At 68.1% G+C, this 22,778-nt stretch carries 13 protein-coding genes and 2 pseudogenes; 4 read left to right on the forward strand and 11 right to left on the reverse strand.

Translation table 11 applies throughout. The features are described from left to right. Window positions 1-53 precede the first annotated feature (53 nt). Window positions 54-1,256: an ISAs1-like element IS2404/ISMul1 family transposase gene (locus tag MPSD_RS18910; protein ID WP_420811945.1), complete on the reverse strand. Its 1,203-nt coding sequence runs from the start codon at window positions 1,254-1,256 to the stop codon at window positions 54-56. A 698-nt stretch (window positions 1,257-1,954) separates the two neighbouring features. On the opposite strand from MPSD_RS18910, the pseudogene MPSD_RS29600 reads away from it, so the two are divergent. Further along, window positions 1,955-4,307, forward strand: a pseudogene (locus MPSD_RS29600) (PE family protein). 112 nt (window positions 4,308-4,419) lie between these two features. On the opposite strand, the gene MPSD_RS18930 reads toward MPSD_RS29600, so the two are convergent. Then, on the reverse strand, window positions 4,420-6,462 hold the full coding sequence (locus tag MPSD_RS18930; RefSeq protein WP_020786732.1) for an NAD(+) synthase: 2,043 nt from the start codon (window positions 6,460-6,462) through the stop codon (window positions 4,420-4,422). A 291-nt stretch (window positions 6,463-6,753) separates the two neighbouring features. Between MPSD_RS18930 and MPSD_RS18935 the strand changes: the two genes are divergently transcribed. Beyond that, on the forward strand, window positions 6,754-7,623 hold the full coding sequence (locus MPSD_RS18935; protein ID WP_015356534.1) for an NAD-dependent protein deacetylase: 870 nt from the start codon (window positions 6,754-6,756) through the stop codon (window positions 7,621-7,623). Window positions 7,624-7,709: 86 nt separating this feature from the next. On the opposite strand, the gene MPSD_RS18940 is transcribed toward MPSD_RS18935, so the two are convergent. Next, window positions 7,710-8,969 carry a cytochrome P450 gene (locus MPSD_RS18940; protein WP_086085551.1) on the reverse strand — a complete coding sequence of 420 codons (1,260 nt, stop codon included), beginning with the start codon at window positions 8,967-8,969 and terminating at the stop codon, window positions 7,710-7,712. A 128-nt stretch (window positions 8,970-9,097) separates the two neighbouring features. Here MPSD_RS18940 and MPSD_RS18945 point away from each other — a divergent pair, with 128 nt between their 5' ends. After that, window positions 9,098-9,736 (forward strand): TetR/AcrR family transcriptional regulator, encoded by a 639-nt coding sequence (locus MPSD_RS18945; protein WP_086085552.1) that lies wholly within the window; start codon window positions 9,098-9,100, stop codon window positions 9,734-9,736. A gap of 70 nt (window positions 9,737-9,806) precedes the next feature. Here MPSD_RS18945 and MPSD_RS31080 read toward each other — a convergent pair whose 3' ends face one another. Next, window positions 9,807-10,790 (reverse strand): hypothetical protein, encoded by a 984-nt coding sequence (locus MPSD_RS31080; RefSeq protein WP_265339064.1) that lies wholly within the window; start codon window positions 10,788-10,790, stop codon window positions 9,807-9,809. Between the two features lie 9 nt (window positions 10,791-10,799). Here MPSD_RS31080 and MPSD_RS31085 point away from each other — a divergent pair, with 9 nt between their 5' ends. Next, a complete protein-coding gene (locus MPSD_RS31085) occupies window positions 10,800-11,333 on the forward strand; it encodes a hypothetical protein (protein WP_232022911.1) in 534 nt (177 codons plus the stop codon). Here the strand turns inward: MPSD_RS31085 and MPSD_RS30890 are convergent. The 7 genes and pseudogenes from MPSD_RS30890 to ndk form a co-directional block, all read right to left on the reverse strand. After that, window positions 11,297-15,041, reverse strand: a pseudogene (locus MPSD_RS30890) (PE family protein); the annotation flags it as partial. The gene MPSD_RS31085 and the pseudogene MPSD_RS30890 overlap by 37 nt on opposite strands. Before the next feature lie 443 nt (window positions 15,042-15,484). Beyond that, window positions 15,485-16,591, reverse strand: coding sequence for a glutamate 5-kinase (gene proB, locus MPSD_RS18955; RefSeq protein WP_011741438.1), 1,107 nt, complete (start codon window positions 16,589-16,591; stop codon window positions 15,485-15,487). Continuing rightward, window positions 16,591-18,030: a GTPase ObgE gene (gene obgE / locus MPSD_RS18960; RefSeq protein WP_020725983.1), complete on the reverse strand. Its 1,440-nt coding sequence runs from the start codon at window positions 18,028-18,030 to the stop codon at window positions 16,591-16,593. Before obgE ends, proB begins: the two co-directional genes overlap by 1 nt. A 103-nt stretch (window positions 18,031-18,133) precedes the next feature. Beyond that, a complete protein-coding gene (rpmA, locus tag MPSD_RS18965) occupies window positions 18,134-18,400 on the reverse strand; it encodes a 50S ribosomal protein L27 (protein ID WP_015356542.1) in 267 nt (88 codons plus the stop codon). Window positions 18,401-18,417: 17 nt separating this feature from the next. Beyond that, window positions 18,418-18,729: a 50S ribosomal protein L21 gene (gene rplU / locus MPSD_RS18970; RefSeq protein ID WP_011741441.1), complete on the reverse strand. Its 312-nt coding sequence runs from the start codon at window positions 18,727-18,729 to the stop codon at window positions 18,418-18,420. 272 nt (window positions 18,730-19,001) lie between these two features. Next, the gene (gene rne / locus MPSD_RS18975) at window positions 19,002-22,028 is read right to left on the reverse strand and encodes a ribonuclease E (RefSeq protein ID WP_086085553.1); all 3,027 of its coding nucleotides are present in this window, start codon (window positions 22,026-22,028) and stop codon (window positions 19,002-19,004) included. 326 nt (window positions 22,029-22,354) lie between these two features. Beyond that, complete coding sequence (gene ndk, locus MPSD_RS18980) at window positions 22,355-22,765, reverse strand: nucleoside-diphosphate kinase (protein WP_012395377.1); 411 nt, start codon at window positions 22,763-22,765, stop codon at window positions 22,355-22,357. Window positions 22,766-22,778 lie beyond the last annotated feature (13 nt).

Raw genomic sequence — 22,778 nt, forward strand, 5'->3', positions numbered from 1 at the left:
CGTCGTTGCCGCGGCCGCTACCCGCCTGCCGGGCAGGGCTCCGGCGTTGTTGATTAGCAGGCTTGTGAGCTGGGGAATTGTGGATTGAGAAGGTCTAGGCGGCGGTTGGCGGTCAAAGCGGTGATCCGGCAGGCTTCGGCGATGTTGTCGGCGCCGTTGAGGCGGTGCAGATTGATCGCGGTGTTGCGTAGCGTTGCTAGGACCTGTGCGCCGTTTCCGGTATGTGCCCTTTGACGGTCTTCGTCGAAGGTGACGTCGCGTATCCAGTGCAGGCTGTTCTCGATTCCCCAGTGTTGACGCATCCAGGTCATGATCGCGGTAGGGCGGGCGTGCTCGAACGGCAGGCTGCAGATGGCATAGACTACCTCCACGCTGCGCTGGTCGGTGGCGGTGATCAAGCGTTCACGAGTGATCCGGATGATTTGTTTTGCGTAGGGGAAGCCGATTCCTCGTGCAGCGGTGATGATTTGCAGGGTGCGGGTCTCGACACGGCCGTGGCCGCGGGAGTCGTCGGTAGCGGCTGTGGGCACCTCGGCCCAGGGCAGCGCGGTGATACGCGCAAATATTTTGGCTTGGTTGGACTTGACGATCATCAGGTAGTGCGACTTCAAGGTGGCGCAGATCAACTTCGCGGTGACGACCTGGGTATGCATCGCATCCACGGTGACCAGCCACCGCAAGCTACCCGGCAGCAGCGTGAGCAGGGCACGTACGCAGGGAATTTCATTGCTTTTCTCGGCGACAGCGAGTTGACCGAGCACCAATCGGGCACGGTGGGCGAACACCGACACGAGATGCGTGGCTGTCGCTTTGGCGCGTAAAGCACCACGCAGCATCTTGCCGTCCAACGCGATCGGCACCAATCCACTGGGGTCGCTGCTGGCCACGTGTGCAGTGAAGTAACTGCCCATCCTGGCGTTGAGGTCGGCGGGGTCTAGCCGAGACAAAACAGCGCGGAAGGTCTTCTCACTGGGCCGCCGGAACCGGACCCCTAATTGGGCCAACACATCATCGGGAGCGGTGGCCGCCCATGTGGCAAAACCAGCATAGCCGCGCATCCCCGCGGCAGTGGCCAGAACCGCGATCGCCAACAAAGCCATCAGCGAATACCTCCGACCGCGTGGGCCCCTCGGGTCTGGCACCGAGGCCAACACATCGAGAAACTCCGATCCGATGAGCTCGCTGCGCTCACCAGGACTCCAGCGGTCGAACACCTCTGGAACCGACGACACAGGCAATACTGAAACGGTAGGCACGGGCAACTCCAGACCAACGACGAACAGTAACCAACTCGATCGTTCTCCAGATAGCCCGTGCCTACACTCCGGCCCCAATAGCGCGGCACCAAAGATCATCAACCCAGCTCACAAGCCTGCTAATCAACAACGCCGGAGCCCTGGCCTGCCGGGGTGCACCAATTCACCGACGCGACAATTATGGGCGGAACGAAAATTCGTTCAATACTGAATTATCAATTCGCTCGATAATGAATTAATAGAATGTTTAAAGGGCCTCAATTAGACCGGCCATTAACGTAACGTGTCTTCCGCCCGGACCAATTCCCCACGGCACCTAAGGCGGATAGCAAGCGATGGCCGACTCCTGTGGTTCCAACGATCAAGGTCGCGATGTCGCCAAGCCGGGACACCGGTTGACCAGTGCGCCGCCAGTCACCGCACGACGTTGCCGAAATCTTCATCCAGGTAACCCTTTTGACCGGAAGCCTGCCCTGGGATCGCGAGCCGTCGAACAACGCCGACGGGGCGGTGATCACGGTTGCCCGCCATCGGCCCATCCCGCCTCAATTGCTTGGCCCGCTGGGGCTGGCGCGAAAGGCCCGACAGTCGATCCAGCCCTTACCGCACACGCAATAGCCGGCGGCGCTGCCCGAATCGGTTGACCTCGGCGCGAAACCCCTCCGTCATTGTCCGAGGCTAGCTAAAGGAGCAATTTGATGTCGTACGTTTTGGTTACGCCCGAGATGGTAGCCACTGCGGCCGCGGATGCGGCTGCGATCGGCTCGACGGTCAGCGCGGCCAATGCCGCCGCGGCGATCCCGACCACCGCGATAGCCACTGCCGCCGCCGATGACGTGTCTGCGGCCATCGCGGCGCTGTTCAACGCCCACGCCGAGCAGTACCAGGCCCTCAGTGTTCGCGTGGCCGAATTTCATGAGTCCTTCACCCGCGCCCTGACCGCCGGCAGCACCGCCTACGCCACAGCCGAAGCCGCCAACGCCGGGCCCCTGCAGCCGCTGCTCGACCTGATCAATGCGCCGACCCAGGCACTGCTGGCACGCCCGCTGATCGGCGACGGTACCAACGGGGCACCGGGCACCGGGCACCGGGCAAGCCGGCGGCAACGGCGGCCTGCTTGTCGGCAACGGCGGCGCCGGCAGGTCCGGAGCGTCCGGTCAACGCGGCGGGGCCGGCGGGGCCGGCGGGCTTCTGCTCGGCAACGGCGGGGCCGGTGGTGCCGGTGGGGTCGGCGCGCTCGGCCAGGCCGGCGGCACCGGCGGCAATGGCGGCGCCGGCGGTCTGTTGTTCGGCCAGGGCGGGGCCGGTGGTGCCGGTGGGGTCGGCGCGCTCGGCCAGGGCGGCGGCACCGGCGGCAATGGCGGGGCCGGCGGTCTGTTGTTCGGCAATGGCGGTGTCGGAGGGGGCGGTGGGGCCGGGGGTGTCGGTGGAGTCGGCTCGGCGGGCGGTACCGGCGGGACCGGCGGGACCGGCGGGACCGGCGGCGCCAATGGGCTGTTCGGGGCGGCCGGTTCCGGTGGCAGCGGCGGGGCCGGCGGCGATGGCGCTCCCGGTGACAGCGGTACCGCCGGTGGGACCGGCGGGACCGGATCGGCCGGCGGTGCCGGCGGGACCGGCGGGGTCGGCGGGGCCAATCAGTTCTTCGGCCACGCCGGGGACGGTGGCCATGGCGGTACCGGTGGTGCCGGCGGCACGGGTGGGGCCGGTGGCTCGGGTGTCGGATCAGGCCTGGCCGGCGGTACCGGCGGGGACGGTGGCGTGGGCGGCGCCGCGGGCCGCGGTGGCGCGGCGGGTGCCGGTGGTCCACTGGTTACCCCAGGGCATGCGGGCAACACCGGCACCGGCGGCACCGGCGGCACCGGCGGAAACGGCGATCTCCACACCGACGGCGGCAACGACGGCAACGGCGGAAGCGGCGGCGCTGGCATCGCCGGTGTCGGCGGTGGCAACGGCGGCACCGGGGGCGGCATCGTGACCGGGATCAATGGCGGTGCCGGCGGGGCAGGTGGTGACGGCGGCGATAGCGGCAACGGCGGCAACGCAACCGGCGGCGGCGACGGCGGCAACGGCGGGACGGCCGGCACAGGCGGCGCCGGTGGTTTGGGTGGCGGTGGATTCCGGGTCGGACATGGTGGTGGTGGCGGCAACGGCGGCAATGGCGGCGTCGGCGGCACCGCAACCGCGGGCGGCGACGCCGGTAGCGGCGGCACCGGCGGCGTCGGTGGCGACGGTGGCACCGGCGGTCGGGGCGGCAGCGGCGGTGCTGGCGGTATCGCAACGGGCGGCGGCAGCGCCGGCAGCGGCGGCGTGGGCGGCGGGGGCGGCCACGGCACCGACGGCTCCGCCGGTGTGGCCGGTCATGGCGGTGGTGCCGGTGGCGCCGGCGGCGATGCCGGCGACGGCGGCAAAGGTGGTGACGCTCTCGACGGCGGCACCGCCGGCACCGGTGGTGCCGGCGGCAACGCCGGTAACGGGGGCGGCGCCGGTTCCGGCGGCAAAGGCACCTTCGACGGCGGCGCGGGCGGTGCCGGAGGCGACGGCGGCAAGGCCGGCAACGGAGGCGCTGGCGGCATCGACAGCAACGGTCAGGTCGCCGACGGCGGCAACGGCGGTGACGGCGGCAACGGCGGTGACGGCGGCAACGGCGGTGACGGCGGCAACGGCGGTGACGGCGGCAACGGCGGTGACGGCGGCAACGGCGGTGACGGCGGCAACGGCGGTGACGGCGGTGACGGCGGTGACGGCGGTGACGGCGGTGACGGCGGTGACGGCGGTGACGGCGGTGACGGCGGCAACGGCGGTGACGGCGGCAACGGCGGTGACGGCGGCAACGGCGGTGACGGCGGCAACGGCGGTGACGGCGGTGACGGCGGTGACGGCGGTGACGGCGGTGACGGCGGTGACGGCGGTGACGGCGGCAACGGCGGTGACGGTTCACCCGTCGGTGCCGGCGGTACGGGCGGTATCGGCACCGCTGGTGGTGCGGGGGGCGGAGGCGGCGCGGTGTCCGGCCGCCCCGGCCAGAACGGCAGCGAGGGCCAGCCTGGGTGAACCCCGCACGTCGAGGCGGCCGTTCTTCCGGTCGCGGAAACCCTTAGGGGCCCAACGGTGTTCGCGGATTGATGGAACTAGCAGACGTGGCCGCTACGGCCGGTCTGTCTGGCTAGTCGCGCGGCACGGTGGTTTCGATCTCGTCGAGCCAGACTCGCGCCGACATGTCCGAGGGAGCCCGCCAATCGCCGCGCGGAGACAGCGCACCTCCGTGGGACACCTTGGGACCATTGGGCAGTGCCGACCGCTTGAACTGGCTGAACGAATAGAAGCGCTGGGCGAAGACCATCAGCCAGTGCCGGATCTCGGATAGTGAGTACGACGGCCTCTTGTCGTCGGGGAAACCGGGTGGCCAGTTGCCACGTTGCGAGTCGCTCCACGCGCGCCAGGCCAGAAAGGCAATCTTCGAGGGGCGAAATCCGTACCGCAGCACATGAAACAGCGAGAAGTCCTGCAACGCGAAGGGGCCCATCTTGGACTCGCTGCTCTGCAATTCTTCTTCCTCGCCGGTGGGCACCAGTTCGGGAGTGATCTCGGTGTCCAGCACCGACTGCAATACCTCGTCCACATGCTCGTCGAACTGACCCGATGAGATGACCCAGCGCATCAGGTGCTGAATCAATGTCTTGGGGACGCCGGCGGTGACGTTGTAGTGCGACATCTGGTCGCCGACACCATATGTCGACCACCCCAGCCCGAGTTCGGACAGGTCGCCGGTGCCGAGCACGATTCCGCCGCGATGGTTTGCGATGCGGAATAGATAGTCGGTGCGCAGCCCGGCCTGAACGTTCTCGAAAGTGACGTCGTAGACCTTCTCCCCGCTGGAGAACGGGTGCCCGATGGTGTCGAGCATCAACCGGGCCGTCTCGGTGATGTCGATTTCCTCGAAGCTGACCCCCAGCGCCTTGGCCAGCTTGATCGCGTTGTTCTTGGTGCGATCACCGGTGGCGAATCCGGGCAGGGTGAACGCCAGAATGTCGCTGCGCGGGCGGCCTTCGCGGTCCATGGCGCGAGCGGCGACGATCAGCGCGTGGGTGGAGTCGAGCCCGCCGGAGACCCCGATGACCACCTTCGGATAGTTGAGCGCCCGCAGCCGCTGTTCGAGGCCGGACACCTGGATGTTGTAGGCCTCGTAGCAATCCTGTTGCAGCCGTTGCGGATCAGCTGGGACGAAGGGGAAGCGTTCGAGCTCGCGCCGCAACCCGATGTCTCCGGCCGGTGGATCCAGCCGGAACACGACGGGCCGAAATGAGTCCGCCAATGACCGGTGATGGCGGCGGTTGTCGTCAAAGGTGCCCATCCGCAGCCGCTCCGATCGGAGCAACTCGGTGTCCACGTCGGCCACGCAGCGGCGTTCTCCGCGGGGAAACCGCTCGGATTCGGCCAGTAGCACCCCGTTTTCCCAAATCATGGTCTGGCCGTCCCAGGCCAGGTCCGTCGTCGACTCGCCCTCCCCCGCCGCGGCATAGACATAGGCGGCCAGACACCGTGCCGACGCCGAGCGGGCCAGCAGCGCACGGTCCTCGGCGCGCCCGATGGTGATCGGGCTCCCGGACAGGTTGGCAAGTATCGTCGCGCCCGCCAACGCTGCCTCAGCACTGGGCGGTATGGGGACGAACATGTCCTCACAGATCTCGACGTGCAGCACGAAGCCGGGCAGGTCGGAGGCGGCGAAGAGTAAGTCGGGGCCGAACGGCACGTCCGCGCCGCAGACCCGAATGGTGCCCCGCTCGTCGTCTCCGGCCGCGACCTGACGGCGTTCGTAGAACTCGCGATAGGTGGGCAGATAGGACTTCGGCACCACCCCCAGCACGGCTCCGCGATGAATGACGACGGCGGTGTTGTAGATGCGATGCTGATACCGCAGTGGCGCGCCGATCACCAAAACGGGCAACAGATTGGCCGACGCCGTCACCACATCGAGCAGCGCGTCCTGCACGGCGTCGAGAAGAGCGTCCTGCAACAGGATGTCCTCGATCGAGTAGCCCGACAGCGTCAGCTCAGGAAACACCGCCAGCGCGACACCGTCGTCGTGGCACTGGCGGGCCAACCCCAGTACCGACGCGGCATTGGCCGCCGGGTCACCAAGCGTGGTGTGGTGGGTGCACGCGGCAACGCGCACAAAGCCCTGGCCGTATGCGTTGTAGAAGTCCATCGTCGTTCCATTATCGGCTTCCCACCGCCGAAGACCGAAACGACGGGCGGAAACCGATCAACGAGCCTTGTCTAGGGGTCCGGGTGGGCGCCTAGATCGCAGGCAAGATGTCCCGCTCGGTGCGTTGTCGCGGCGCCCATGCCCCACCCGCCCCTGGGCCTGAACGGCTTCGGTCTGCTCACCGAGTTCGGCGACACTGCCGCCCATCGCGTCGGCGCCGCTACCGGGTCGGATACCCGCCTCACGAAACCGCTCGATTGTCCGACGGCCGATTGGCAGGCAAGCTGATTCGTGCCTACTCTCGAGGCTGTGGAATCCCCGGAACTCGTCGCGGCGCTGACCGGTCACCGGATAGCCGTGCTCACCGGCGCCGGGATTTCCACCGATTCCAGCATACCGGACTATCGCGGACCCGATTCGCCGCCGAGCAATCCAATGACAATCCGCCAGTTCACGTCGGACCCGGTTTTCCGGCAGCGGTACTGGGCGCGCAATCATGTTGGCTGGCGGCACATGGATGACACCGCACCCAATGCCGGCCATCGCGCGCTGGCCGCGCTCGAACGTGCCGGCGTGGTGACCGGAGTGATCACCCAGAACGTCGATCTGCTGCACACCAAGGCGGGCAGCAAGAATGTGGTCAACCTGCACGGCACCTATGCGCAGGTGACGTGCCTGGGCTGTGGTCACACGATCAGCCGCTCGACGCTGGCCGCCGAACTCGAGTCGCTCAACCCGGGATTCATCGAGCGCGCCGAAGCCGTCGGCGGCCTGGCCGTGGCTCCCGACGCGGACGCTGTTATCGCCGATACCGAATCGTTTCGCTACATCGACTGCCGCTGCTGCGGTGGGATGCTCAAGCCCGATATCGTCTACTTCGGCGAAAGTGTCCCCAAAGAACGTGTGGATCAAGCATTTTCACTGGTCGATCAGTCCGACGCGCTGCTCGTGGCCGGTTCGTCACTGACCGTGTTCTCGGGCTACCGGTTTCTACGTCACGCCGCGGCACGGGGCATTCCGGTCGCGATCATCAACCGGGGCCACACCCGCGGAGACGATCTGGCCGACGTCAAAGTCGACGGCGGTTGTTCTGAACTGCTGGTCTTGCTGGCTTCCGAACTAGCCGCAGCGGTTTACGTGGAACCGATAACCGTTTGCTAGCAGTGTCTTTGATCGCCAGCTTGACCAGCGGATGCCCCTGCGCAAAGGCCGATGATCCGCTTGGACCGATGCCATGTCCCGCACCGTCAGAAGGTGCAGGGCATGCTGCGGATGGCGTGTACGAAGTTGCCGGGCACGTAGACCGGATCACCGGCTTGGATATCGGGAAGTTGCACAAGTAGCTCGCCGAAGATGGCACGCAGTTGCGCGCGGGCCAGATGCGCGCCGAGACAAAAGTGCACTCCACCGCCACCGAAGCCCACGTGGGGATTTGGACTGCGGCTCAGATCGAGGCGTTCGGGATGACAGAACGCATCCTCGTCCCAGTTTCCGGAGGCATAGAACATCACCACCTTCTCCCCCGCACGAATCAGTTGTCCGCCCAGCTCGAAATCCGCTGCCGCAGTAAGGCGAAATGTCATCACCGGCGTAGCCCACCGAACGAGTTCCTCGACCGCTGTACCAATGCGAGTGTCGAAATCGACTAGCAGCCAAGCCTTCTCGCCGGGAAAGTCGGTAAGCGCCTTCAGGCCATGACTGATGGTCTGGCGGGTGGTGTCATTACCGGCCACCGCAAGCAGCACAAAAAACGCCGCCACATCCGCATCGGCGAGCCTATCGCCGTCCACCTCGGCGTTGACCAGAGCGCTGAACAGGTCATCGCCGGGCCGGTCCCGCCGCTCGGCGGCCAAAGAGGCGGCGACCTGATGCAGATACATCTGATTTTCGAAGAGCACGGCCAGCGGTTCTCGACCATTCAGGTAGCGGGGGTCCGCCCAGGAGACCAGCGCATCGGCGGCATGTGCCACCCGCTCACGGTCGGCTTCGGGAATTCCCACCATGTCCGACAGGGTGCGGATGGGCAGTTCCTTGGCGCAGTGCTCGACGAAATCGACACCGCCGCCGGCCATCCGGAGCTCTTCGACAATGCCCTTGGCGTTGATCTTGATCGAGTCCTCGATGCGACGGACTTGCCTGGGCGTGAATGCCGCGCTGACCAACTTGCGCAGCTTGGTGTGTCGCGGTGGGTCCATCGCCAGAAATGACTGTGACGCTTCCAGCAGTTCGGCGGGGACATTCTCGAACAGCACGCCATTGCCGGACAAGAACACCTCGTTGGTGCGGCTGACCGCAACGATGTCAGCGCGCCGGGTGACCGCCCAGAACCCCGGGTCGCTGGGATCCTGGATGAGCGCGTCTTCGACCGGAGGGTGCCAGCTCACCGGGCGTTCGGCCCGCAACACCGAAAATGAGCTCTCCCGCTGCGCCGCACTCGATGCCCAGAACGCACGCGATGACAGATCGATCGTGTCGTAGGGCCGCACGCTCGCCGAAATTGCCGTCATCGCCGCTCTCCTTCATCAACTATGACCCCGGTCACAGACCGACGATGCTATGTCTAGACACTATGTCTAGTCAATATGTCGAGCGGTTGGCTATGCTCGTCCGAAGACCAGGAGGTGCCCGGGCAAACATGGCGTCCATCACCCGAAATGCGCAGGCCAACCGCCGGCAGCGGCGCGAGCAGATGGAATACCGCCTGCTAGAGGCCACCGAGCGACTGATGAACAATGGCGCCAGCTTCACCGAGCTCAGCGTCGATCGGTTGGCGACCGAGGCTGGCATTTCGCGCGCCAGCTTCTACATCTACTTCGATGACAAGGGCCACCTGCTGCGCCATCTGGCCGGTCAGGTGTTCGACGACCTGGCCACCGGCGCGCAGCATTGGTGGGACGTGGCCTGGCGCCACGATCCGGACGACGTCAGAGCCGCGATGTGCGCCATCATCGCCCGCTATCGCCGTCATCAACCGATCCTCATCGCCCTCAACGAGATGGCCGGCTATGACCCCCAGACAGCACAAACATATCGGGACATCCTGACCGCCATCTCCGCGCGATTAGCCCGGGTCATCGAGGACGGCCAGGCCGATAGCTCAATCCGCCCCGAACTATCCGCGACCACCACGGCCAACGCGCTCACATGGATGGTCGAGCGAACCTGTCATCAGAACCTACCGAGCAGACCGCCCGAATTCGACGCCGAACTGGCCGATACGCTCTCTGAAATCGTATGGGGTGCCCTGTATCTCACGTCAACGTCGCTGCGATGACGCACCGGGATTGGCCTACCACGACCTCGGCAGGCAGGTCGCTGATCTGAGCGAAGGCATTCCGGTGCGATTAGTGTGCGCCGGTTCCGCCGGATCCGCCTGCGCCGCCGAGGCCGCCGTCGACCAGCGCCGGCCCGGTCGGCCCGCCGCCGGTCACGCCACCATGGCCTGCTCCGCCAATCCCGACAAGTTCGGTATCGACGAACCGGTCACCGCCAGCGCCGCCCGTGCCACCGGTGCCGCCGGTGCCGCCGCTGCTGCCGCCGAACGGAGGGACGGGCGGGGATCCGTCACCGCCGTTGCCACCTTGGCCGCCCTTGCCGCCCTGGCCGCCCTGGCCGCCCTGGCCGCCCTGGCCGCCCTGGCCGCCCTGGCCGCCCTGGCCGCCAGGAGCATCCCAGCCGTCACCACCGTCACCGCCGTTGCCGCCTACCCCGCCGTTGCCGGCACCACCAATACCCTGGGCATCAACTCCGCTACCACCCTGGCCGCCAGTGCCGCCGCCGCCACCTATGCCCCCGAAGCCCATACCGCCGTCACCGCCGGCGCCACCGGTACCCACGCTGGAGTAGCCACCTCTGCCACCGGTTCCTCCCGAGCCACCAAAGGCCCCGTTGCCGCCGTCGCCGCCGGCGCCGCCGGTACCGGGTGCGTTGAAACCAGTGGCATTTCCGCCGATGCCACCGTTTCCGCCTGAGCCGCCGTTGCCGAAAGTGCCGAGCTCGCCGGCCGCGCCCGTACTTGATCCGTCCCCACTCAGGCCGCCTTGACCGCCAAGCCCGCCCGGGCCCCCACCTCCGCCGTCACCGCCCTTGCCGCCATTCTGTGGCGGACCAGAGATGCTCCCGTCAGCTCCTTTACCACCATTGTCTCCCCAGGCCCCGAGGCCGCCGGTACCCCCCTGTCCGCCGTCGCCGCCGGCCCCGGTGGCACCGTCAGTGAACCCCGCGGCGTGAGCCTGACCACCGACGCCGCCGGTACCACCGGCACCTCCGACACCACCAAAGCCGCCGTAGCCGCCATAGCCGCCGTTAGCGCCGCTGCCAGAAGCCATGTCTGCTCCATGCGCACCATCGCCACCGGTACCGCCCATGCCACCGGTACCGCCGGACCCGCCGAGGCCACCGTTGCCGCCTTTGGCACCGCCGTCGCCACCGGCCCCGCCGACACCACCGGTCGCGCCAGCCCCGCCCCTATCGCCGTCCGCGGACAATGTGGCACCGCTGTCCCCGACGGTGCCCTTCCCGCCGGTTCCACCATCACCGCCGTTTCCGCCATTGCCGTAGAGTCCGCCGTCGCCACCGGCCCCGCCGGCACCACCTTTGACGCCGATAGCGCCACTGCCGCCGTCTCCGCCGTCACCGCCGTTACCACCGGTGGTTACGCCGGACCCGGCTTTGCCGTTTCCGCCAGATGTGGGACCGGCGCCGGCCTGGCCACCGGCCCCGGCGTTACCGGAGTCACCCCCATGTCCGCCGTCACCACCACGCTCACCGGAGCCCGCTACCGCGTTGGCGCCGTCACCGCCGTCCCGCCGATTCCGGCGGTCCCACCGTCCCCGCCAGCACCACCAACGCCCTGCGTTCCATCGGAGTAACCCGCGGCTTGGGCCTGACCGCCCTGTCCACCGGCACCGCCAGCTCCGCCGGTCCCACCATTTCCGCCCTTACCGCCGGACCCGCCATCGATATCGGCCCCGGTGATCCCGTTCGCACCATTTCTGCCGGTACCGCCGGTACCCCCGGTACCCCCGTCTCCACCGCTACCGCCATCACCGCCGTGACCGGCCAACGCGCCCCCGCTGCCACCGGCACCGCCCTGACCGCCAGTGCCGCCAGTTCCTCCGGTTCCGCCCGCGCTACCTGCCACAGGGCCGGTGGAGCCGACCTGGCCCTTGCCGCCGTTCCCGCCGTCACCACCGTCGCCGCCATTGCCGTAGAGCCCGCCGTCACCACCGGACCCGCCGGCACCGCCGTTCACGCCGGTAGCGCCGTCGCCGCCGTTGCCGCCGGCCTTCCCGGAGCCAACGTCCGCGTTTGCGCCGTGGCCGCCGTTGCCGGCGTTCCCGCCGGTCCCGCCCACGCCGCCCGCGCCGCCGACGCCCTGGGTGCCGTCCGCGAATCCCGCGGCCTGAGCCTGGCCGCCTAGGCCGCCGACACCACCGGTCCCGCCGGTACCACCGTCACCGCCGTTGCCGCCGTTGCCGCCGTTGCCGCCGTCACCACCGTTTGCGGAGGAGAAAATGCCAGAGGTACCGGTACCACCGCTACCACCGGTGCCGCCGGTACCACCGACACCACCGGTACCACCGTCACCGCCGTGGCCGGCCAAGGCACCACCCTTGCCCCCGGCGCCACCGTCACCACCGGTCAACCCGGTGTGGCCATCACCACCGTTGCCGCCTCCGATGGTGGTGCTGCCGTTGAAGCCGATGCCCCCGGTGCCCCCGGTGCCTCCGGTGCCTCCGGTGCCTCCGGTGCCATACAACCCGCCGTCACCGCCGACCCCGCCGGCACCACCTTTCACACCTTGAAAACCGCTGCCGCCGCTGCCGCCGTCACCGCCGTTACCGCCGGTGGTCGGGCTGAACCCATCCGCGCCGTGGGCCCCGTCAGTGGAGCCGGCTCCGCCGGTGCCACCGGCGCCACCGGCACCGTTGTCGCCACCATGCCCACCGTTACCCCCGGCCGCACCCGAGAACGCCGCCGCGTCGGCACCCTTACCACCGTCACCAGCGACACCGCCGGATCCGCCCTCACCACCGGCCCCGCCGACACCCTCGGTGCCGTCGGCGAATCCCGCGGCCTGAGCCTTACCGCCGGCACCACCGTCACCACCGGCCCCGCCGACACCACCCTTGCCCCCACTGCCACCGTCACCGCCATGAAGGTTGCCCCCGGTCACACCCTCAGCGCCGGTAGCACCAAGCCCGCCCGCACCACCGGTCGCGCCGACACCACCGACCCCACCGGCGCCACCGTGACCGCCCAGGGCACCACCCATGCCACCGACCCCGCCCATGCCGCCAGCCCCGCCATCACCGCCGTTCTCCCCGGATGCGCCAGCCGCGGTGGCATCCGCCCCCTGGCCACCGACTACGCCATCACCGCCGTCCCCACCGGCGCCGCCATTGCCATACAACCCGCCATCACCGCCGGCACCACCGGCACCCCCGGCAGACGCGGCTGGACCGGAGGCGCCGTTTCCACCGTCACCGCCGTTGCCGCCGGTGATGGGGCTGAACCCATCCGCCCCGGTGGCACCGACGGTGGAGCCGGCTCCGCCGGTACCACCGGCGCCACCGGCACCGTTATCGCCACCATGCCCACCGTTACCCCCGGCCGCACCCGAGAACGCCGCCGCGTCGGCACCCTTACCACCGTCACCAGCGACACCGCCGGATCCGCCCTCACCACCGGCCCCGCCGACACCCTCGGTGCCGTCGGCGAATCCCGCGACCTGAGCCTTACCGCCGGCGCCACCGTCACCACCGGCCCCGCCGACACCACCCTTGCCCCCACTGCCACCGTCACCGCCATGAAGGTTGCCCCCGGTCACACCCTCAGCGCCGGTAGCACCAAGCCCGCCGGACCCGCCGGCCGCGCCGACACCACCGGACCCGCCTGCGCCACCGTGACCGCCCAGGGCACCACCCATGCCACCGGCCCCGCCCATGCCGCCGTTCTCGCCTGATCCGCCAGCCGCGGTGGCATCCGCCCCCCGCCACCGGCCACACCATCACCGCCGTCCCCACCGGCGCCGCCATTGCCATACAACCCGCCATCACCGCCGGCACCACCCGCCCCACCGGCAACCCCGGCAGACGCGGCTGGACCGGAGGCACCGTTTCCACCGCCACCGCCGTTACCACCAGTGATGGGACTGAACCCATCCGCCCCGTGGGCACCGACGGTGGAGCCGGCTCCGCCGGTGCCACCGGCGCCACCGTCACCCTGCCCGCCCAGGAACCGCAAAAAGCCGCCCTGCCCGCCAGAACCGCCCGCCCCGCCGGCACCACCAACGCCGCCACTGCCGCCATTGCCGCCGTTGCTCCCGGGCGCGATCCCGGCAGCCCCGGCCCCGCCCGCGCCACCGGCGCCACCAACACCTCCGAGGCCACCCGCCCCGCCGGAGCCGATCAGCCAACCACCGAGCCCGCCGGCACCACCGTTGCCGGCACTGCCGCCCTCACCACCCGCCTCACCAACACCGCCTGCCAGACCGACAGCACCGTCGCCACCCGCGCCGCCGTGACCGCCCAACCCCCACAGCCCGACAGCAGAGCCACCGGCGCCCCCGTCACCGCCGCTACCGGCGACCGCGCCGGTTCCGCCGGCCCCGCCAGCGCCACCGCTACCGAACAGCCGTCCGCCATCGCCGCCACCGCCACCGGCCCCACCATCGCCAGAGTCCGAATTGACTCCGCCGATACCGCCAGCCCAGCCCCGACCCCACAACCCGCCATGACCGCCATCGCCACCGGCCCCAGCACTACCGGAGCCGGAACTGTCACCACCGGCACCGCCGGTGCCGCCGATGCCGAATAAACCGCCGTTTCCGCCGGACCCGCCGGCACCCCCGTTTAGACCAAGCCCCTGTCCCCCGGCACCACCGGACCCGCCAGCACCCAGCAACCAGGCCCGCCCGCCGGCACCTCCAACACCCCCGTTGACCGGGCCCGCACCGCCAACTCCCCCGGTTCCACCGTTGCCGTACAGCCATCCGCCGGCGCCGCCGCCCCCACCGACACCGCCGGTACCGGAAGCCCCGGCCTGCCCCCGGCCCCACCGGCACCGCCATGGCCGAGCAACCCCGCCGACCCGCCGGCGCCACCGGATTGACAGACCGCGCCGGAGCCGCCGGCGCCGCCGTTACCCCACAGAATTCCGCCAGCCCCACCGGCTTGCCCGGTCCCCGCCACCCCATCGGCGCCATTGCCGATCAGCGGCCGCCCAAACCAGTTCTGGCTGGGTGCATTCACCAAACCCAGCACGTCTTGCTCCACGGCCTGCAACCACGAGACGCTGGCCGACTCGCTAGCCGCGTAGCTGTTGCTCCCCGCGGTCAACAGCGCGACAAAGCGCTCATTGAGGGCCGAGATCCGGGTGCTAATGGCCTGATATTCCTGGGCATGGGTGCCGAACAAGGCCGCGATCGCGACCGACACCTCATCGGCACCGGCGGCCAGCACCGTCGTCGTGGCGCCCGCCGCCGCTGCGTTGACCGCATCGATCGACGAACCAATGCGCGCCAAATCCGAAGCCGCCGTCGCCACTACCTCGGGCGCCACGCTCACGAATGACATCAAGACCTCCGTCATCTCCGACGAGGCCCCACGATAGCCGGACAGACCGAGCACCGCCGGTGCAGCGAAATCACCATAGAAAGTTGAAAACCTCACGGCCCCAAGCCCTCACACAAAAATCTCAGCGCAAGGCCTCTACCTGTGGACATAGGCCGATCACTCGGCGATAGTCGTCTCATCACTAAGAAGATTGGTCACAACGGCTCGGCGTCGCTTCCGAAGCGGAACCAACGATTCCCGCCGATTCGGCGAGCGAGCGGAGCGGCCATCGCCCGGGTTGAGTCGCTCGCAACGGACTTGCCGCTGGCGATCTGGCCGGAACCCGAATCCCGCGCCTTTCAAAGCCCTTGACGCCGAAACACCGTCGACATCAGCAACGGCCCGTCACGGAACCACTGGGGCGGTCGTCGAGCCTCCCGGCTCGGCGGCCGGCGCCACCTCGCTCACACCGCGACAAGGTCGTCGGCGTGGACCGCGGGCCGGCGCAGCTCACCGGGTAACTCTGAGGTGGACCGGCCCATCATGGCGGCCAACTCCGTCGCGTCATAGGCAACCACACCGCGGGCCACCATCGTCGCGTCGGGCCCACACAGATCAACGACATCGCCGCCAAAGAACTTGCCCGCCACTGCCGTGATGCCCGCCGGCAGCAACGAGCGCCGATGCCCGACGACGGCCCGCACAGCACCTTCGTCGAGGGTCAGCGATCCGGCGGACTCGGCCGCATAGCGTACCCAGAATCGGCGGGCCGACATGCGTTCGGACCGCGCGGCGAAGACGGTGCCCACCGACGCATCGGTGAGTGCGGCCGCCGCATCCGCCGCAGGAGCGAGCAACACCGGAACTCCGGCATCCGCGGCCAGCAGCGCCGACGACATTTTCGACGCCATGCCGCCGGTGCCCAGGTGGCTGCCTTGTCCGGCGACTACTCCATCGAGGTCGGCCGGACCGGACACCTCGGGAATGAATCTGGCGTTCTGGAATTTTCGTGGATCGGCATCGTAGAGGCCGTCGATGTCGGACAGCAGCACCAAGGCGTCCGCACCTACTAGGTGCGCTACCAGCGCCGAAAGCCGATCGTTGTCGCCGAAGCGAATCTCGTTGGTAGCAACCGTATCGTTCTCGTTGACGATTCCCACCGCATGCAGTGCCCGCAGCCGGTCCAGTGTGCGCTGGGCATTGGTGTGCTGCACCCGCATCGCAATGTCGTGTGCCGTCAACAACACCTGCCCTACCGTGCGGCCGTAGCGGGCGAAGGCGGCACTCCACGAGTTCACCAACGCCACCTGACCGACGCTGGCCGCCGCCTGCTTTGTCGCCAGGTCCTTTGGCCGACGTGATAGTCCGAGCGGTTCGATGCCGGCAGCGATCGCCCCCGAAGACACGATGACGACGTCGGTACCGGCCTTCATCCGCGACTCGATCGCGTCGGCCAGTTCAGCCAGCCTGCCGGCGTCGAACACCCCCGATGGCGTGGTCAGTGCCGTCGTCCCAACCTTGACCACGACACTGCGGGCGGTGCGAATGGCTTCGCGGTGCGGGCTGCCCATCAATCGTCATCGCGTTCACGACGTTGGCGGCGGGCAGCCTTGCGCTCGGCCGCACCGACGCGGTCGCTGCGTTCCAGCCGCACATCGGTACCCCGACCGGACATTGCGACGTGACCACCCGCGGGCGTTTGCGGCTCCCAGTCGAAAGTCATCTCACCGATGGTGACCGCGCACCCCGGCTTTGCCCCCAACCGCAGCAGCTCCTCCTCGACCCCCAGCCGCGCCAGGCGGTCGGCCAGGTAGCCGACGGCCTCGTCGTTGTCGAAGTTGGTCTGGCCGATCCAACGCTCGGGTCGAGCGCCGGTCACCACGAAGCCCCCGTGTCCGTCCGCCTGCACGTCGAAGCCGCTGTCATCGACCGGAACCGGGCGGATCACCGGCCGTCGCGGCGCGGCTTGCGGCCGAGCCGCGTTGTACTCCGAGACCATCTGCCACAGCCCGAAGATCAACGGCTGCAAGTTTTCCCGGGTGACCGTGGATACGAGAAATACCGGCCAGCCGCGTTGCGCGAGCTCGTCCTCAACGAACTCGGCAAGCTCGCGGGCCTCGGGCACATCGATCTTGTTGAGCACCACCGCACGTGGCCGCTCGGCCAGGTCGTCGAGCACCGCATCGCCCTGCAGCGTGGGTTGGTAGGCCGCCAATTCGGCCTCCAGCGCGTCGATGTCGGAAATAGGGTCCCGGCCCGGTTCAGCGGTGGCGCAGTCCACGACATGTACCAGCACCGCGCAGCGCTCGATGTGCCGCAGAAAGTCCAGCCCCAGCCCCCGGCCCTGTGAGGCGCCCGGAATCAGACCGGGAACGTCGGCGACGGTGAATGAGTGACCACCGGCAGCGACCACGCCGAGGTTGGGAACCAGGGTGGTGAAGGGATAGTCGGCGATCTTGGGCTTGGCCGCCGAGATGACCGACACCAGCGAGGATTTTCCGGCGGAGGGGAATCCAACCAGCCCCACATCGGCGACGGTCTTGAGTTCTAGGGTGAGGTCACGGGCCTGTCCCGGCTCACCAAGCAGGGCAAAGCCTGGCGCCTTGCGCGCCCGCGACGCCAGCGCTGCGTTGCCCAGCCCGCCGCGACCACCCGCGGCGGCTTCAAAGCGGGTGCCGGCTCCCACCAGGTCGGCAAGCAGCCGGCCGTTGTCGTCGAGTACGACGGTGCCGTCGGGAACTTTGACTTCCAAGTCTGCACCGGCAGCGCCGTCCCGGTTGCTGCCCATGCCCTGTTTGCCTGACGCCGCGGTGACGTGCGGGCGGAAATGGAAGTCGAGCAGGGTATGCACTTGTGGATCTACCACAAAGACGACGCTGCCGCCGCGCCCGCCGTTACCGCCGTCGGGACCACCGAGCGGCTTGAATTTCTCACGATGAACCGAGGCGCAGCCATTACCACCGGAACCCGCTCGGGTGTGAATGACGACCCGATCGACGAACCGAGGCATCGGGCTTCCTTACATATCCTTTCCCGGACGAAATCTACGTTTTGCAGACTTTGTGCGAGAACTCAGCTGCAAAACGTCGATCTCGACCTGGAGGCGGACGCGACTAGGCGTCCTGTGTGGCCGGCTCCACGATGTTGATTGTCTTGCGTCCACGCTTGATGCCGAACTCGACCGCACCGGCCGCCTTGGCGAACAACGTGTCATCACCGCCGCGTCCGACATTCACACCGGGGTGGAACTTGGTACCGCGCTGGCGAACCAGGATTTCGCCGGCCTTGACGACCTGGCCGCCGAACCGCTTGACCCCCAGCCGCTGTGCGGCGGAATCACGACCGTTGCGCGAGCTGGACGCGCCCTTTTTGTGTGCCATGTGTCTGGTCTCCGCTACTACTTGATGCCAGTGACTTTAAGGACCGTCAACTGCTGACGGTGACCCTGCCGCTTGTGGTAGCCGGTCTTGTTCTTGAACTTGTGGATCCGGATCTTGGGGCCCTTGACGTGCTCCAGCACCTCGCCGGTCACCGCGACCTTGGCAAGGGCGTCGGCATCGGAGGTGACGGCGGCACCGTCAACGACCAGGGCGACCGGCAGCGATACCTTCGCACCGGGCTCAGATTCGAGCTTCTCGACCTTGACCACGTCTCCCACGGCAACCTTGTACTGTTTGCCGCCGGTCTTGACGATTGCGTAGGTCGCCATCGTGGGTGCACCTCTACTCGTTGTTGTGCTTGCTTCTCGTGGGCACGCGCAAAGACTGCTTACGCGTGCTGGTCTGGTTTGGGGACTTCATCTGTCCCGCTGTCACCGGCCGAGACGTCAACGCTCGGCAAACGCCTGATGACAACTTTCCGAGGGTACGTGACCAGCGGCTACAGGGTCAAACTGGCTCCTGGCGTCCAGCGGGTTGGTGCGTTGAACCTGTCACCAGCCCTCCCATAGCCCTATCACCAGGTCTTTCACTCGCCCTGTCATCAGCCCAGATGGATGGGCGGACCGCCCGCGCCGGCCGCACGCCGCCGGCGCGGGCGCTCGGCAATCGTGGTGACCTCGAGGGCTGCGGGACGGCCAGCAGCCGGCTCTGTGAGTTCGCTCTCACCATCCTCGTCGTCGCTATCCGAATCGTCGTCATCCAGCTCGTCATCCAGGTCGTCGTCGTCTTCGTCGAGGTCGTCGTCGTCGTCGAGATCGTCCTCGTCGAGGTCGTCGTCGAGTTCGTCGTCGTCTTCGGTGTCTTCGTCCCCGTCGACGTCCTCGTCGGTGTCTTCGTCCTCATCGGCGTCAACGTCGGTGTCGTTGGTCTCGTCGGTGTCGTCGTCCTCGTCCGAGTCGTCCGAGTCGTCATCAAAATCGTCGGTCTCGTCGGTCTCGTCGGTCTCGTCGGACCCGTCGGTCTCTTCGGACTCTTCGGTCTCGCCGAGATCAAGGGCCACCTGAACCGCGGTTTGGTCGTCGACCGCGGCGGTCAACTCCTCGCCGGACTCCTCGACTTCCCCGTCACCGTGCTCGGCCTCCGATGACGAACTCGCGGCCATGGCTTTGAACATCGGGTGTTCGCCCGGGGCGTGGGTGGGAACCTTGGCCACGGCCTCCTTCTCGCTGGGCTCTTCGGCGCGGTTCTTCTTCGATCGGCGGTTCCGCCGACCACCCGAGTCAGCTTTACGTCCAGTCGTCGGCGCCGAATCCACCGGGTCGGCATGCAGCAGAATCCCACGGCCGCTGCAGTGCGGACAGGAGGTTGAGAAGGCTTCGATCAGCCCGGTCCCCAACCGCTTGCGAGTCAGTTGGACCAGACCCAGCGAAGTCACTTCCGACACCTGGTGACGGGTCCGGTCGCGGGCCAACGCCTCGGTCAGCCGGCGCAGCACCAGGTCACGGTTGGACTCCAGCACCATATCGATGAAGTCGATCACCACGATGCCACCGATGTCGCGCAGCCGCAGCTGGCGCACGATCTCCTCGGCGGCCTCCAGGTTGTTCTTGGTCACCGTCTGCTCGAGGTTTCCGCCGGAACCGGTGAACTTGCCGGTATTGACGTCGACCACCGTCATCGCTTCGGTCCGGTCGATCACCAGAGTGCCGCCCGAGGGCAGCCACACCTTGCGATCCATTGCCTTGGCCAGTTGCTCGTCGATGCGATGCACCGCAAAGACATCCGGCCCGACCTGCCCCTCCGACCCGACGGCCGGTTCGTACTTGCTCAGCTTGGAAACCAAATCAGGGGCAACAGAGCTCACGTACTCGTTGATGGTGTCCCACGCGTCGTCCCCGGATACGACCAGCCCGGCGAAGTCTTCGTTGAACAGATCCCGGATGACCTTGACCAGCACGTCGGGCTCTTCGTAGAGCGCTACCGCGGCGCCCGCGGCCTTCTGTTTGATCTCGACGGCCTTGGCCTCGATCTGGTTCCAGCGCTCCTGCAGCCGGGTGACGTCCGCACGGATGTCGTCCTCTTTGACACCCTCGGACGCGGTTCGAATGATCACGCCGGCGTCGGAGGGCACCACCTCACGCAGGATTTCCTTGAGCCGCTGACGTTCGGTGTCGGGCAGCTTGCGGCTGATCCCGGTCGATGACGCACCCGGCACGTACACCAGATAGCGGCCCGCCAGCGATACCTGTGTCGTCAGTCGGGCACCCTTGTGGCCGACCGGGTCCTTGCTGACCTGCACAACGATGTAGTCGCCTGGCTTGAGAGCCTGTTCGATCTTGCGGTCGGCCCCGCCGAGGCCCGCCGCGTCCCAGTTGACTTCACCGGCGTAGAGCACGCCGTTGCGGCCACGACCGATATACACGAATGCCGCCTCCATCGAAGGCAGCACGTTCTGCACGATCCCCAGGTAGATGTTGCCCACCGGGGAGGCAGAAGCAGCCGAGGTCACAAAGTGCTCAACGACGATGCCGTCTTCAAGCACCGCGATCTGGGTGTAACGCGAGCCCGGGTGGGGCGGCTCGGTGCGAACCCGGTCGCGCACCACCATCACCCGCTCGACCGCCTCGCGACGAGCCAAGAACTCGGCCTCACTCAACACCGGTGGGCGGCGCCGTCCGGCGTCACGCCCGTCGCGGCGGCGCTGCCGCTTGGCTTCCAGCCGTGTCGAGCCGTCTATGCCCTTGACCTCGTTGCCACCGGAATCGTCACCGCTATCCGAGTTGCCCGACTTGCCGCCGGAGCGGGGGGCACGCTCGTGTACGACCGTGTTGGGCGGGTCATCCGGGGCCGGACCCTCGTCGCCGTCATCACCAGCACCCGACTTGCGGCGCCGGCGCCGGCGCCGACGCCGGCTGGCGCCGTCGGCCGAACCGTTGTCGTCGTCGCCGTTGTCCGACTCTTCGGAGTCAGCGCCGTCTTGCGCCTCGCTGTCGTCCGATGACGTGGAGTTGCCCCCCGTCTTCTGCGGGGAATCGTCACCATCGTCGCCGGGTTGGTCCTGACCGTCGTTTGCGCCCTGCTCGCCGCGCCCGCGGCCGCGCCCGCGCCGACCCCGGCGGCGGCGCCGGTTGGCCGGCCGGTCGGCCTGCTCTTCGTCATCGTCACCTTCGTCGCCCGACTCGTCATCGGCATCGTCGCCAGCGACGGGCTCCGAAATCGGCTGGGGTGCGACAAACAGCGGCATGTAGTGCGGCCGCTCCACCCAGGTCTCGACGACCTGCACCGTCTCCTGGGTTTCCAGCATCAGGCGCGATTCGGGCTCGGCGGGTTCGCCGGGCGCATCGGGCACCTCAGCGGCCACGGCGTCAGGAGCTTGCTGGCCCTCCTCGGCCTGGCCCTCCTCGGCAGGTTGCTCGGCCAGCAGGTCGCGCACCCGGACCGCATCGACGCGGTCCACACTGGAATGGGCGCTGCGAATCCGCCCATCGAGCGCACTCAACGCATCCAGCACCCGACGGCTACTGGTTCCCAGCGTTCGCGCCAGTGAGTGAACTCTCAGGCGGTCCGGCAGGTCCTCACGCTGTGTCGGCTCGTTTTCCGGGTCTGAAGATGGGGCACCGTCTACCACGTATTCTCCTCAAGCCCCCGGGCGCGTCTAATCGACGCGGCCACGCGAGGGCTTCACTGTGTGCCCGGGTCACTTCTCCCGGGCTTGTGATGGTCTCGCTCCGAGCAGCTCCGAACGAACCCACTCGGCGCCGTACTGAATGACGGCTTGACACGCCGCGCCGCATCACGGGAACGCGATCGTCGCGCTTGTCGAAGTCTTCATCCGGGTGTCCGACGCTGGTACAGCGACGTTCACCCGAAGTCAGTATCCCATACCACCGGAGCGAGTCACCCTCGCCTGAGCAACCCGGTCCAAAACCAGCCCGCAAGCCCCGCGTCGCGGAGCTAGGCGCTGGGAAACCAGAGTGCGATCTCGCGCTGCGCGGATTCGGCCGAATCCGAGCCGTGCACCAAGTTGAACTGGGTTTCCAGGCCGAAGTCACCCCGGATGGTGCCCGGCGTGGCCTTCTCGACCGGATCGGTACCACCGGCGAGTTGGCGAAACGCCGCGATGGCTCGCGGTCCCTCCACGATCGCCGCTACCACCGGCGCCGAGGTGATGAACTCCAGCAACGAGCCGAAGAACGGCTTGCCCTCATGTTCGGCGTAGTGCTGGCTGGCCAGCTCCTCGGTCACGTTCCTGAGCTCTAGCGCCGCGATAGCGAGGCCTTTGCGCTCGATGCGGCTGATGATCTCGCCCACCAGTTGGCGCTGCACACCGTCTGGCTTGATCAGTACGAGGGTCCGTTCGGTCACGGGGGCTAACAGT

Origin of the sequence: Mycobacterium pseudoshottsii JCM 15466, assembly GCF_003584745.1 — a bacterium.
In the GTDB taxonomy this organism is placed as follows: Bacteria; Actinomycetota; Actinomycetes; order Mycobacteriales; family Mycobacteriaceae; genus Mycobacterium; species Mycobacterium marinum.